8 protein-coding genes are annotated in these 14,658 nt (G+C 48.6%); 5 read left to right on the top strand and 3 right to left on the bottom strand.

Going from position 1 to position 14,658, the window contains the following annotated elements; translation table 11 throughout:
- Positions 1-7: 7 nt before the first annotated feature.
- Together HW447_RS06185 and HW447_RS18110 are read left to right on the top strand one after the other, a co-directional pair.
- Complete coding sequence (locus HW447_RS06185) at positions 8-1,810, top strand: N-acetylmuramoyl-L-alanine amidase family protein (RefSeq protein ID WP_176254444.1); 1,803 nt, start codon at positions 8-10, stop codon at positions 1,808-1,810.
- 34 nt (positions 1,811-1,844) lie between these two features.
- Positions 1,845-5,951: an N-acetylmuramoyl-L-alanine amidase family protein gene (locus HW447_RS18110; protein ID WP_279285665.1), complete on the top strand. Its 4,107-nt coding sequence runs from the start codon at positions 1,845-1,847 to the stop codon at positions 5,949-5,951.
- Positions 5,952-6,042: 91 nt separating this feature from the next.
- Here HW447_RS18110 and HW447_RS06195 read toward each other — a convergent pair whose 3' ends face one another.
- On the bottom strand, positions 6,043-8,277 hold the full coding sequence (locus tag HW447_RS06195) for a helix-turn-helix transcriptional regulator (RefSeq protein WP_176254445.1): 2,235 nt from the start codon (positions 8,275-8,277) through the stop codon (positions 6,043-6,045).
- A gap of 227 nt (positions 8,278-8,504) precedes the next feature.
- Here HW447_RS06195 and HW447_RS06200 point away from each other — a divergent pair, with 227 nt between their 5' ends.
- Positions 8,505-8,840 (top strand): MmcQ/YjbR family DNA-binding protein, encoded by a 336-nt coding sequence (locus HW447_RS06200; protein ID WP_176254446.1) that lies wholly within the window; start codon positions 8,505-8,507, stop codon positions 8,838-8,840.
- A gap of 37 nt (positions 8,841-8,877) precedes the next feature.
- Here HW447_RS06200 and HW447_RS06205 read toward each other — a convergent pair whose 3' ends face one another.
- Both HW447_RS06205 and HW447_RS06210 read right to left on the bottom strand, forming a co-directional pair.
- Positions 8,878-10,173 carry an SLC13 family permease gene (locus HW447_RS06205; protein WP_176254447.1) on the bottom strand — a complete coding sequence of 432 codons (1,296 nt, stop codon included), beginning with the start codon at positions 10,171-10,173 and terminating at the stop codon, positions 8,878-8,880.
- A gap of 24 nt (positions 10,174-10,197) precedes the next feature.
- Positions 10,198-11,061 (bottom strand): DUF6282 family protein, encoded by an 864-nt coding sequence (locus HW447_RS06210; RefSeq protein ID WP_176254448.1) that lies wholly within the window; start codon positions 11,059-11,061, stop codon positions 10,198-10,200.
- 158 nt (positions 11,062-11,219) lie between these two features.
- On the opposite strand from HW447_RS06210, the gene HW447_RS06215 reads away from it, so the two are divergent.
- Together HW447_RS06215 and HW447_RS06220 are read left to right on the top strand one after the other, a co-directional pair.
- Complete coding sequence (locus HW447_RS06215; RefSeq protein ID WP_176254449.1) at positions 11,220-12,128, top strand: LysR family transcriptional regulator; 909 nt, start codon at positions 11,220-11,222, stop codon at positions 12,126-12,128.
- A 134-nt stretch (positions 12,129-12,262) separates the two neighbouring features.
- Positions 12,263-14,563 carry a hydratase gene (locus HW447_RS06220; protein ID WP_176254450.1) on the top strand — a complete coding sequence of 767 codons (2,301 nt, stop codon included), beginning with the start codon at positions 12,263-12,265 and terminating at the stop codon, positions 14,561-14,563.
- Positions 14,564-14,658: the final 95 nt, after the last annotated feature.

The following is a 14,658-nucleotide window of genomic DNA, read 5'->3' on the forward strand; positions in this document are numbered from 1 at the left end:
CGGGTTTATGAAAAAGAAGATCAAAGTTGCGGCAGTGCTGTCCACGGCGGCATTCCTGTCCATGTGTGCGCCCCTCATTTCCTTTGCGTCTCAGGGGTGGACACAGGAAAACGGCGGCTGGGCTTATTACAATGCAAACGGTGAGCGTGTAACAGAGGACTGGGTCAAAGAGGGGAACCACTGGTATTGGCTGGATGAAAACGGCGTTATGGCGAACGACGGACTGCGGCAGATCAAAGATAACTATTACTATTTCAGAGAAGACGGATCTATGGTCAGCAGTCAGTGGGTCAGTATTCCCAATGAAGCAGTGGCAGCATATGTAGATGAATATGCTGAAGAAACAGGAGAAGTGGATCAGGAACCGGTGCGTTACTGGTACTATTTCCAGGAAAACGGCCGGGCATATAAACGCTCAGACAGTGTTTCTTCCGATTCTATCAGTGCTAAGACCATTGATGGAAAGAAATATGCGTTTGATACAGAAGGCCGTATGCTTTACGGCTGGGTATCAGACGGAGAGCGCCAGACGGGAGACGATGCCTGGGAAGAGGCTGATTATTATTTTGGCGCTCCCGATGACGGTTCTTTACATCAGGGCTGGGCTAAGGTAAGCATCCATGTGGATGACCCGGAGACGGAGCAGCCAGGAAGCGACTATTGGGAAGAGGATCAGAACCGGTGGTTTTACTTTACGGAAAGCGGAAAGAAGCTGAAAGGCAAGCCGGGAGAAGCACGGTTTAAAAATATCAATGGAAATAAATACGGCTTTGATGAGTATGGCCGCATGATCTCTACCTGGTACGCAGATCCTGAAGTGGTCACCCTGGCTACTTCCAAAACGGAGGCTGGGGAAGGAAAACTCTATCAGGGACAGGAGGACTACACAAGACAGTTTATGTACTTTGGCACGCCGGAGTCCGGCGCCAGATACACCAAAGGATGGTTTAAGGCCAGGCCAAGTGAATACCTGATGAAGTCCAAGTATGAGGATGGAGAAATGTATACCTATTACGCCGATGGAGACGGAAATCTGTATGCCAATGAGATCCGAAATATTGACGGAGAGCGGTATGGCTTTGACAATGCGGGAAGAGTTATAAGCGGAATGACCTGTGTGAAAATGGATGATGAGGATTCGACCTGCGATATTGAATACAGCTTTAGTTCTGATGCCACAGTAAAAGAAGGCCGGGGGCCATATGAGGATGAGAATAGCTTTCACGAGCTGGTTGAAACGTACGCAGAGGATTTTGCCAGCGGTAAAATGCGTATGTACTACTTTGGCGGCCTCTATGGGGCAATGTCTACCGGAAAACAGCAGATCCGTCTGGGAAAATTCGGAGATCCCATTGAATTTATGTTTGAAACCAGCGGCCCGTTAAAGGGAAGCGGCGTTCATGGAGAAAAGGACGGACGTCTCTACAAGGCAGGAATGCTGCTTAAGCCGGAGGAAGGCGAGAAATACGTTATCTTTAAGGAGTCCTATGAGACCCTTCCAGAGGGTGCGACCGAGGAAGAGCGTAAGGCATTTGATAAGAAGGACGTAGACGGAGACGGCAAATTAGAAGGCGTGATTGAGAAGATCACACCGGAGGAATTTATCGCAGAGGTCTGCAACTCCGGTATTTATGATGAAAAGAAAGAAGAAACTGTTTGGACGGTACGCTATCGTCCTGAGGGTGTGACGTATTATCTGGTAGGTGCAAACGGGGATATCGTTAAGAATAAGAAAAATGCAGTAGATGTAGACGGGTATTCCTTCCAGGTGAAAAAAGAAGATATTCTAACAGTCACGGTAGAGGACTGATGTCAGGCAAATTGAGGAGAAAGGAAATCGGAGTATGAAACGGCAAGTAAAACAGGGAGTATCAGTGCTTTTATCAGCTGCCATGGTGCTGTCCGGCGTGAATGCGGGAAATTTATATGCAGCTGAAAATGATGATACAGTAAAGACCATAGTCGGCTTTGACGAGCTGGACGAAAAGGTTGCGGTTCAGACCCTGACTGCGGGAGAAGATGATGAAAATGATATCAAATTCCCCAAAAAGATCTGGGCGGATATGGTGGTAGAAAAAGCAGAAGAGGAAAATAAAGAGGAGACGGCTGAAACCACAGCCGCCTCCGGCGAAAAACAGAACGAAACCTTAGAAACAGAGGATGGGGCCAAAGAATCCGAGACAGAGGCGGAGGAAACAGAGGCAGAGACCGAGGAAACGGAAGTCGAAGCAGAAGAAACCGAAGCGGAAACCGAGGAAACGGAAGTCGAAGCAGAAGAAACCGAAGCGGAAACCGAGGAGATAGAAGCCGAAGCAGAAGAAACCGAAGCGGAAACCGAGGAAACGGAAGTCGAAGCAGAAGAAACCGAAGCGGAAACCGAGGAAACGGAAGTCGAAGCAGAGGAAACCGAGGCAGAGATCGAGGAAACAGAAGTGGAGTCTGAGGAGACAGAAGCAGAGGAAACAAAGTCTGAGAGTGACGATTCCGCAGCAGAGTTTCCGGAGGAAACGGATGAAGCCGAAAGTCAGGATGCACAGGAGGAAACGGAGGGAGATCAGACAGAGACAGAGGCTCAAAAGGAAACCGCAGAAACTCTGGAAATGATTGAACTGAAACCGGCCGCCACTGCTTCCGATGCCGGGAAAGAAGAGGAAAGCGTTGAGGAAACAGTCAGAAGAACCATCAAGGACATTGAGTGGGAGTTGAACTGGACGGAGAGCACAGAGAGCGAATTTGATCCTTCAGTTCCCGGAACCTATGTTTATGAGCCGGTCATTCCCGATGAGTATGAGATGGATATGGATGTGCCGCTGCCGCAGATTAAGGTGATTGTGGAGGAAGAGGCGCCGGCGGCAAGGGCTGTAATTAAAGTTAATTCAGCGCAGGAGTTAAAAGAAGAATTAGCGGTAAAAGAATATACGGATATCAGTATAGAACACGACATGGAATTTAATTTGGAGGCTTTGCTTGGTGCGAATCATGCAGTAATCGTTCCAGAAGATGTAACACTGACGATTACAGGCAGGATAGATACAGATGGAAAAGCGTTAACCTTTGATGGAGATGGTACGGTTGTAGCCGCCGGAGATGAGGAGTGTATTAAAGGCAGAATCTGGCTGGGAAAGAAGGAAAAGGGTACACAGATCAGCGTAATAGCAGAAGAGGGAAGCGGACTGTCACTTACTGAATTAAATTACATAGGCAATGGGGCATACGTAGAAGTGAATTCTACGGTGGGAATCAGTATAGCTGAGTCAGGGAAAGGTATCATTTTTACACAGGCAGGTACATTGACCAGCACTGTTGAAGGATCCAAAATTGATCTTTCAGAGAAAGCTAAAGTTACCAACGCAGGCGGAGTATTCAGCGATCAGGGAATGGACTTCTCTGTCAATGAGCAGGTAATCGTTGACGCTGCTTCTGCTTCACCGGAAAACGACAAGCTGACTGCTGGTGCTTATTTATGGGATGGGGAGAAATTTTCCAAGCCTGTTCAGGAGCAGGATGATGGTATCAATACGGAAGAGGAACTGAAAGAGATATTATCCAATAAAGATGCGAAGTTTGGAATTCAGATAACAGGCGATATCGAACTTACAGGCGATGTGTCAATGGCAAGGGGACAGGAGCTGATTGTTCCCGAAGGAAAGACACTGACAATCAGTGGAAAAATTTTACAAAATAGTAACAAACTCACATTTTCTGGAGAAGGAACTGTGATCCTTCAGGGAGGAGAGGATTGTCTGTCAGGGAGGATCTATCTGGGAACAGGTGGTGCAGAGAAAGACATTACGGTTTTCCTGAATGAAGGAACCAGTATTGGTATTGAAAATGAACTGACAATTCGCAAGGGTGCAGCGCTGAAGGTAAATTCAGCAGCAGGTCTTTCTGGAAAAAGCGAAAAAATCCTTAACATCAACGAAGGCGGCAAGCTGATCGGCTCGGACGGTGCAGGAATTGAAATGGCCGCGGGCTTTAAGGTTACGGATACCACTGGTATATTCAGCGACCAGGGAAAAACATTTACCACCAATGAGACAGTAACTGTAGGTGATGCAAACGTTTCTGCGGCCGACAACCAGCTGACGGCAGGCACATACCTCTGGAATGGAACTGTATTTGAAAAGGCAGCTCCTGAGCCTCTTCCCGAAACCTCCTTTAAGGACGGTGTTCTCACCCTTTCTGAGCAGAAAGGCGGAAATAGGGATGAAGGCTGGGACTGGTCTCTGGGAGAAAGCTACGATACACTGAACATCAACTATCGTTTCTCTGGAAATAAGCAGATCATATTTGCAAACAGTAAGCCTGTACTTCTTAAGGTCAACAGCGACGTAGAGCTTATGCCGGATGCTGGTAAGCCCGCAGTATTTGCAGCCGGAAAGCTGATGATCCGTATCGACAAGCCAAAGGATGAAAATACAAGCGTTCCGAAGCTGATTGTAAATGGTTCTGTTGAAAGTAAGGGGAATGTAGAGATATTTAATGAGACCTTTCTTACGATCCAGGGGGACGGGGCATCTCTCAGCGCAGAAGGCACTCTTACTGTGAAAGGAAATCCTGTCATAGCTGTGAACAATACCAGTGATGGCCCGGCTGTTCAGGCAGGCGGAAATATTACAATCAAGGATACTGCCGCGGTTGATGCGGTCAGCGCAGACCAGGAAGCAGCCATTCAGACTGGCGGGATCATTGGCATTGGAGGAACCGCCTCTGTTACCGCAGTCAATCATGGAGACGGATCCGCTATGGGTCAGGCGCCAAACACGGAGGAATACAGCGGTGAAGTGAGAATCAGCGCCAGCACCTCTCCAGGCGGACGTCCGGGAGCAGAGTATAAGGCAGAGGATATTCAGACCTACAAATATCTGAAAATCCGTCAGAAGATAGAACTGAGTGAGAACCCAACCGTAGGGGACATTGATAATCTGGTTGAAAACATCCAGCCGGATGACTATGATGCCATTGATGATCTTCTGGGACAGATCCACAAGCTGGATGCAGAAGAAAAGGCAAATCTCCCAGAGGAAACCATTGAGAAAGCGGATCAGCTTCTTCAGACAGCAATCGGCGCAGAGCCGGAGCTTGATCTGAGCGTGCCTTCCGGTCTGGCTGAAAATGAGCAGATCCAGGATGTGAAAATCATCGGCGGTCTCGTTGCGGCAGGACTGGATACGAATGATATAAATGCAGATGTGGATCTTAAGGTAGCGCAGACTGAGACAACAGACGGCGCATATGCAGCCTTTGTATGCGATCTTTCTGTGGACGGACGGAGTGCCGATCTGAAGCTTCCGGTAACTCTTATCGTTGAACTTCCGCCAGAATATTTCCCATTCAGCCAGGATCAGATTCGTCAGACGGGAAAGGGTGTGGACAGATGGCTGGATTTCACCTACAACGGAGCCGATAACACGGCAGTTTTCCGTACAGACAGCCTCTCTGCCTTCAGCCTGGTACAAAAAGGCGAAGGGGTTAAGCCGCCCAGCGGCGGAGGAGGCAGCAGCCATGGCGGCGGCGCAGGCAGCTTTGGAGGCGGCAAAGGCGGCGGCAGTGCGGCAGGCGGTCCGGGCATGAATGCCTCAGCAGTGTCCGGCGGAACCTGGATCAAGGATAATAAGGGCTGGTGGTTTAAGAAACAGGATCAGACCTATCCAAAGGACGGCTGGTTCCAGTTAGGATACGCAGGAAAGAACGAGTGGTACTATTTTGATAAAGACGGCTATATGTCTACCGGATGGGTATTAAACAATGGAAAATGGTATTACCTCAACCCGGCATCCGACGGCACCCAGGGCAGGATGCTTACCGGCTGGCAGCTCATTGACGGAAAATGGTATTATCTTAACGAGACGTCTGACGGCACAAGGGGGGCCAAAATGACCGATACATGGATTGGTGAGTATTATGTAAATAAAGATGGCGTCTGGGAAGAAGGAAAAAAACGTCAGTGACCAGACCCTGATTCCTAAGGAATAGCAAAGAAGGACGGATGAAGCTGCTTTAAAGGTATGCTTCATCCGTCCGTTTTATATATCCGGCGCGTTATTGTCTGGTCTTGACGGAGGCCTCATTTTCACGGGATTTTTTATACTGGTGAGGCGTCATACCGTAATTTTCCTTAAATACCTTGATAAAATACTGGGCGGAACTGTATCCCAGCTTTTCAGCGGTATCCTTGACACTGCAGCCCTGGGCCATCAGTTCTTCGGCCCGTTTTAATTTTCTGGTCTTGATGTATTCTGTGTAGCCGGTTCCCATGACCTGGCGGAACAGCCGGCTGGCATTGTCAGGACGGATCTGAAGCCTGTCGGCCAGCAGATCCAGGGAGATATCATTTTCCAGATGCTCGTCCACAAAATGAAGGATCTTAAGGCGCATATCCTCGTCTACGGACTGGCGTTTCTGGCAGATGTTTTTCAGGATCATTTCACAGGCCATATTGCACCAGGTCTGGAAGGAATCGATATTTTCAATCTTCTGATAGTAGGTGCGGATGCCATAGCCAAATATCATCCATGTATCCAGCTGATTCTGCTGCATGACCTGATACAGCAGAGTTACCAGGTCGCGGAGTGTGGAACGGCAGTAATCAATGGTATAATGCCCTGTCTTAAAGGAGGTCACCAGCATTTCAATGTGAGCCTTCAGTTCCAGAAGATTGGAACTGTTGATATCCTTTCGGACTGCCTCAAAGATCTTAAGATGGCTGCCCTCATTTTTTCGCTGGGGGATATGAAGCTCATCATAGGATAAAAAGGGCTGATCCGTAAAAATATACTGGTAGCGGGCTGCCTCTGCCGCACATTGATAGCTGCTTCTCATACCTTCCTGGCCGGTGGGAGAGATGGCGCCGGAAACCATACGGTAATCCTTCCATCGTCCGTTCATATCCTGGATAAAGTCAGCGATAACATTTTCCCAGAGACCATTCTCAAAGATCAGCACAGCGGCCAGCTTCTGCTTGTCTACCGCAGCAAAAAGCACATCATAGCCCTCTCTGCCGGCCGGATAATCCTCCTGAAGCTCCTCCACGGGCAGCGTCTCCGCATCTGCCTGGGGAAAGTCAATCAGGATAACCTGACACAGAGGACGGGTAAGATAGGGCAGTAAGGCATCCTCCGTAGGAAGAGAAGTCTCACTCAGCAGGGCGGATCGGATACCGCTCTGGAGCACCAGACCTCTGGATGAGTCCACCGCTTCATGGAGATTCAGAATTTCCTTTTCCAGAAGGTTTAAGGAACCATCAAAGCTGCGTTCCGAATCATCCATGGAGATACCGGTTTTTTCCGATAACACGCGGACACGGCTGCGGTAGGCGGAATGGTTATAGTAGGAGATCACAAGGAGCAGGATCACATTGAATATAAGAGACAGCAGGAAATTCACCAGGAACGTATGGCTGATCGCCGTGTAATCCCGGTAAAAGAGCGTGCTGTCTACGGCGTAGTAATAGTTTAAGCCGCTGGAAGGCGAGGTACTCTGGAAGATAATAAAGTCGCCGGTTTCATGAACCCTGGGGCTGTCTTCCGGAGAGGGGATGCTTAGATCCCCCCACTCATTTCCGCCATAGAGAATCTGCCCGTCTCCCGCTGTGATCAGGAGGGAGCCGGCGCTCTGGTCAATGTAGTTGCTGAATACAGCAGGACTGATCGCCGTGCACAGGATGATGCTGTCAGAGCCCCAGCCGGGGCGGGAAATCCGGCTGATGTAGAGGATGGCAGACTCATTGGTGGGATACAGAGTTCCGCTGGTCCAGATCCGGTCCTTGTCTGTTTGTGCATCCAGTCTCCGGTAATCGGCATACCAGGGCAGATACCGGTCTCTTTCATCTTCATCTGTCGGAAAATGGACATGGTTAAATTGAGTGATAATTGTATCGGTAGCCTCATAATAAATGTCGATTCCGGACAGATAGGGATAACTTTTCTGCAGTTTCTGCATTTCCATCGAAAGCGCCATAATATGCTCCGAGGAATCTGCGATGGATTCCGTCTGGGGCAGAAGAAGCGATCTGTTTTGGTCAATGGGTGAAAAGTACAGCTGCGGCAGTTCCAGTACTGCCTGCATGATCTGCTGATCAATATTTTTAAAGGCCAGATTTGTGACCTGCTGGTTATAGGAAATAAAGCTTTCCTGGTAGGCCTTCCCGTTCTTGTGCTGGAACACATAGTAGTTAAAGGCTGTAAGAATGATGATTCCGCATAGATTGATCCACAGGATCATGGAAACAATGGATAAATGAAAGCTTTTCCTGTCATGCTTCCATTTTTTTGGCATAATGTTTACTCCCCCTTTATAACAGCGTAAAGATGGCCGGCAGGTTGCATAAAGAAAACCGGCCGGCGTATGGATTTTATTTTACCACAGGAAAAGGGCGCTTGTAAACTGAAACTCATGGCAGAAGCAGAATAATTTCCAATAAGGATAAAGAAAAATATTGGTTGAAAGCGGGAAAAATGAAGAATATAATGAAGGAAAAAAGCACAAAAAAGGAGTACGCTGCCATGAAAGAACGCAAAGAAGTTCTGGATTATGGAATGACATTTCCGGACGTATACATAGACACCCCCTTTCGCGATACCAACTGGGTGCTGCTGCGCTGCAAGGGCAGCAGACGGGCCTTTGCCTGGACCTATGAGAGGGAAGGTCATATCTGGGTCAATGTAAAGGCAGATCCCCAGTGGCGGGATTTCTGGAGAAATGCCTATTCATCCGTGCTGCCCGGATACCATCAGAACAAGGAACACTGGAACTCCATTATTCTGGACGGTACAGTTCCAGATCAGGATATCCGGCGGATGATCGCGGAGAGCTACGATCTGGTTCGGGCTCTTCGGTAAGCCTGCGCAGTAGGGATGCTGCGCAGGCTCTCTGTTTTTACAGGATTACAGACAGAACAAGATTAAATAATGTGGCAAAGATTACACTCATTGGAACGGCCTGAAATAAAAGCCGCGGAAACATATGACTGCGCTCCTCGTCGGTCGTACAGGCTCCCATGATCAGGCTTCCGCCGGAAGAAAAGGGCGAGATGGCAGAACTCTGAGCCCCGATCACGATGCAGGAAAAGAGAATCAGCGGTGGGATTCCCACTGCGCCGGACAATGCAGGCACTAATGGAAAGAGAGCCGGACAGACTACTCCCAGCGTACTGGAGAAAAAGCTCATAACGGCGCTGACGATACTGAATGCAATGGGAATCAGCCACACAGGAAGGCTGCTCCCGGCCCAGGCTGCAAGAAGGTCTATGGTTCCGGCTGAAACAGCGACCTGGATCAGCATACCAACGCCGCAGATCATGATAATGGTGTTCCAGGGAACCCTGGCAAGCACCTCCTTCTGAGGAGCCAGTTTCATAAAAAGAGCGGCTGCGGAAAACAGAATGGCAGCCAGACCAACATCCATCTTGCTGTTTATAAAGGTAATCCAGTCTGCGGTCGGAAACAGAATGTGAAGAATCGGAAAAATAAGCACGGTTCCGATCATCAGGATCATAAGATATACATTTTTTATTTGCAGCGGGGTAAATGGTTCCGGCTTTTCAAACGAGGCATTCTGAGGGATACATCGGCCATTTTTGGTTCCAAAACGAAAGAGAACGATAAAAAGCAGTGAAAAAATCACGCTGGCAGTGAATATGGCTGCAGAATATCGGAAGGAAACGTCTGCATAGCCGCTCTCCTCCATAAGTCCGCGGAAGATAATGCCGCTGCCGCTGGTCATAAAATTAGCGCCCGAGAGCGCGCCGCAGTTTATGGAAACGGCGCCGGTCAGCTTGTCCATGTTTGATTCTTCACAGATCAGCAGAGCAATGGGAGCCATAAAGGCCATAACGGTGAAGAAACCGGCCCCCAGAGCAGCAATGCCTGCGCTTGCAAGATAAAGCGCAAACGGAAGCAGGCCTGGAAATCTGCGGAACATATAAAGGAGATAGCGGGCGGTTTTTTCCAGTGTTCCGTTTACAAGCGCAAAATTGTAAAATAATGACACCGAGAAAATAACAAACATTGTGCTGACAGGCCAGCCGTTTATTATTTCCTTCGGGGACATAGCCATTGCAAAACTGCCAATAAGATAGGCAAAGATAATAGCGAAAAATCCGGTGTTAAATCCAGTTTTATATCCGATGATAACAGAAACAGCGATTGCTGCCACAATACAGAAACTAAGCATGATACCCTCCCGTCTTTTGAATGATTAAGAGTCAAGGCCAAGCAGTCCGGCCTGGATCGTGTGCGTCATATGAAAGATCTCATGTTCCGGGATACCGTGGTCAGACAGATACTGGATATACTGGGAAAGGGCGTCCTCCCAGTGGGGATTTTCCACCTGTCCCCCATCGGTACATACCATGACATTTTTATATCCGCAGGCTTTGATTGCTTCCAGATTCATTGGGAGATTGCTTTTATACTTTCCACCGCCCATGGGCTGTGCATAGCAATGTTCTAAAATGACGCCGTAATCGTTCACAATACGAATCTGGTCCTCCAGGCTCATTCCCACAAGCCACCATTCAGGATGTGTTACAACGATCTTATGGATACCGGCGTTCTTTGCAGCCTCCACAACACGAAAGCATTCCTGCGGGGAAATATGGGCTGTGCCTAAAACAACATCAAAATCTTTGATCAGCTGAAATACATCATACATTTCGGGAACCAATTTTCCGTCACGAATCACGTCAACGCAGGCGTCGGCGGGCTGGTTCATTTTTTCAAACGTATTTCTTGCAGACTGGGTGGGAAGCCAGACCACCTTACCCCCTAGTTTTAAAGCGCTTTCTACCGCGTATGGATTGATGCCGCCAACCTGCCGGTTCAGTGTGATGCCCCCAAACATTGTGAAATGATTGTCGTTTCTGCTGGTCAGCCGGTTATATTGGTTGCAGAGGTATGCGCGGTCTACGGTAGACCCCTGATGTGTTTTGATTACGATTGCCCTGGCCCCTGCGCGGACTGCGGCGTTTGTCAGTTCAAAATCATCATAAGCTCGGATACGTATGTCTGGATTGGAATGAACGTGCATATCGATTACGCCGTTTAAAAGATTTCTGTGCATTTTTTGCGATCCTCCTTCTGCTTTGATCAGTGGATAAAAAAATGATTGTTCAGGATTGCCAAATCTTTACCTGGATTTTATAATACAAGCTGATATCGGCGCAACGTGTAAAAAACGATAGCACGTATCGAAAAAAACGATAGGTGGTGGAATACAGGATGGAAATGAAGGAGTTTGTATATCTGATTACCCTTGCGGAGGAGGGAAACATTTCAAAAGCCGCAGAACGGCTGTACATGGCTCAGTCGTCTCTGAGTCAGTTTTTACAGCAATTTGAGACAGAACTGGGGGTTCGGCTGTTTGTAAGGACGTCCAAGGGAATACGCCCCACAAACAACGGAGAATGTTTTATCGAGCACGCCAGGGCCATGCTTTTAGAATATGAACGGGCTAAAAATGAGCTGTGGGATAACGAAAATCTGGCAGCCGGTAAGATTATTTTCGGAATCAGTTCCTTCAGGGGGCTTGGTGTGCTCCCTAAGATTTTAAAAAACTTCTATGAAAGATATCCAAATGTAAAAGTAGAGGTTGTAGAAGAGAACAGTATGCGTCTGGAGGAGCTGCTTTTAGAAGGAAAGCTGGATCTGGCGGTAATCGCCATGCCTGCGGTACGGCTTAAAAATGAGGTATCCATCTTAAAACGGGATGAGATTCTTCTGATTGCAAATAAGGATCATCCGGTGATGGAATATGTACGTCCTATGAAGGCAGAGGGACAGTATTGGGTCGATCTGGAAGATACGGTGCAGTATGAGTACATCATGAGCGGACACGATACCATCCTTGGGAGCTTTGGCAGAGAAATGTTCCGAAAGAAAAGGCTGAAGTGGAATTCGTTGAATAATAATATTACAGCCCCAATGGCGGTAGCCATGGCACGAGAAGGCCTGGGATTAGCCTTCACCTACCGGTCCTGTGCGGAAGCGAATGAAAATGTGAGGTATCTGCGGATCGGAAGGAACGGTGTGTTTCTGGATCTGGGGATTGCGTACCCTTCCGGCGAATACCATTCCAACGGCGCAAAAGCATTGGAACAGGTTGTACGGGAAATATACAGACTGCACTGACGGGGCCGCCCTGCTATCGGATTTTCCGATAGCAGTCCATGATTTTTGCTATTTGTTTTTGACAGAGGCAGGTTATATAGTGGAATCAGGAAAAGCCAGATCTTATCACACATTGAAACAGGAGGAATTTTAAGATGGTGAAATTATATGACGGGGGCGTATACCTGATACACAAAACAGAGCTTGCACAGGATGAAACGTGTGCCGGGATGCTGGCAGGAACGAAGGTCTGTAAGGAAGAGGCCAGAAAGGGTACGATCGCATATTCCGTTCTGAAAGCGCATAATACATCAGAGGACATGGATCGCTTAAAGCTGAAATTTGACGCCATGGCATCTCACGATATTACATTTGCAGGCATTATCCAGACGGCAAAGGCCTCCGGCATGGAAAAGTTTCCCATTCCATATGTGCTGACCAACTGCCACAATTCCCTCTGCGCCGTAGGCGGCACCATCAACGAGGATGACCATATGTTTGGCCTGTCTGCGGCAAAAAAGTACGGGGGAATCTATGTTCCGCCTCACATTGCGGTCATTCATCAGTATATGCGTGAAATGTATGCAGGCTGCGGCAGGATGATCCTGGGCTCCGATTCCCATACCCGTTATGGCGCGTTAGGCACCATGGCCATCGGTGAAGGCGGCGGGGAACTGGTAAAGCAGCTTTTAGAGGACACCTACGATGTGGCGTATCCGGGCGTGGTAGCGGTCTACCTGACTGGAAAGCCGGGGCCGGGCATTGGTCCCCAGGATGTGGCTCTTGCCATCATTGGAGCTGTATTTAAGAATGGGTATGTAAAGAATAAGGTAATGGAGTTTGTAGGCCCCGGAGTTTCTTCCATGACAACGGATTACCGCAATGGCGTGGATGTAATGACGACAGAAACCACCTGCTTATCCTCCATCTGGCGTACGGACAAAGATACGAAGGAATTTTTAACCAAACATGGCAGAGGCGGCGATTATAAAGAAATGAATCCGGAGGATGTGGCTTACTATGATGGCTGTGTCTATGTAGATTTAAGCACAGTCAAGTCCATGATCGCTCTTCCTTTCCATCCAAGCAATACCTTCGAGATCGACCAGCTGAATGCGGATTTGGGAGATATCCTGCGCTCCGTTGAGAAGGAAGCAAAGCGGGTTGGCGGCGGCCGCGCTCCCTTTACACTGACGGACAAGATTGAGAATGGCCGTCTGAGAGTGCAGCAGGGGATCATTGCAGGCTGTGCCGGAGGCAATTATATCAATGCAACAGAGGCAGCTCGTGCTTTAAAGGGGAGAAGCTGCGGAGACGGTGCGTTCTCGCTGTCTGTATACCCTTCCTCACAGCCTGTATTTATGGATCTGATCAGGAAGGGAATGATTGCGGATCTGATGGAGGCCGGCGCGGTTATCCGCACCGCGTTCTGCGGACCCTGTTTTGGCGCAGGGGATACGCCCTGCCATAATGGTCTGAGCATCCGCCATACTACCCGGAATTTCCCTAACAGAGAGGGCTCTAAACCGGGAAACGGGCAGATGTCGGCGGTAGCTTTAATGGATGCCCGTTCCATTGCAGCGACGGCCGCAAACGGAGGGATCCTGACGGCGGCTTCTGCCCTGAACTGCTGGGGAGAGGTGCCGGAATACGATTTTGACCCTGCGGTATATGAGCGCCGTGTTTATCAGGGGTATAAGGCTGCAGATGAGACAGAGGAACTCGTATACGGCCCCAATATCAAGGACTGGCCGGAGATGAGTCCTCTTACAGATAATATCCTTTTACGGGTATGCTCTAAGATCATGGATGAGGTTACCACTACCGATGAGCTGATTCCTTCCGGCGAAACCTCTTCCTACCGCTCCAATCCTCTGGGACTGGCGGAGTTTACCTTATCCAGGAGAGATCCTGAGTATGTAGGACGCAGCAAAGCAGTGGATATATTTGAAAAGGCAAGAAGAAGGGGAGAGGATCCTTCAGAGCTCCAGCCGGAGCTTGCGGCTGTATTTGAGGCAGTGAGAGAACTGCCGGGACAGGCAGCTGTAAAAGCTGCGGATACGGAGATTGGAAGCATGATCTACGCCGTAAAGCCGGGGGACGGCTCGGCCAGAGAGCAGGCAGCCAGCTGCCAGAGGGTTATTGGAGGACTGGCCAATATCGCAAAGGAGTACGCCACCAAGAGATATCGTTCTAATGTGATAAACTGGGGTATGATCCCCTTCCAGATGGAGGCAGAGCCGGAATTTGAGGTGGGTGATTATATCTATATACCAGGAATACGCCAGGCTCTGGACAAGGATATGAGAGATATCACAGCTTATGTAATCGGAAAAAATACAAAAAAGGCAGCTGGGATCCGGCTGTATGTGGCAGATATGACAGCAGACGAAAGAAAGATCATAAAGGCAGGCTGTCTGATCAACTATAACAGAGAACGCAGAGGGATGTTGTAAATCCAGAAGTTTCAGTTAGTCATGACAAAATACTTTTCGTAAAATCCCTGTTATTCCTTGACAAATGAGAATAATTATCATAAACTAACTTCGCA

This window comes from Enterocloster alcoholdehydrogenati (assembly GCF_013282095.1).
In the GTDB taxonomy this organism is placed as follows: Bacteria; Bacillota; Clostridia; order Lachnospirales; family Lachnospiraceae; genus Enterocloster; species Enterocloster alcoholdehydrogenati.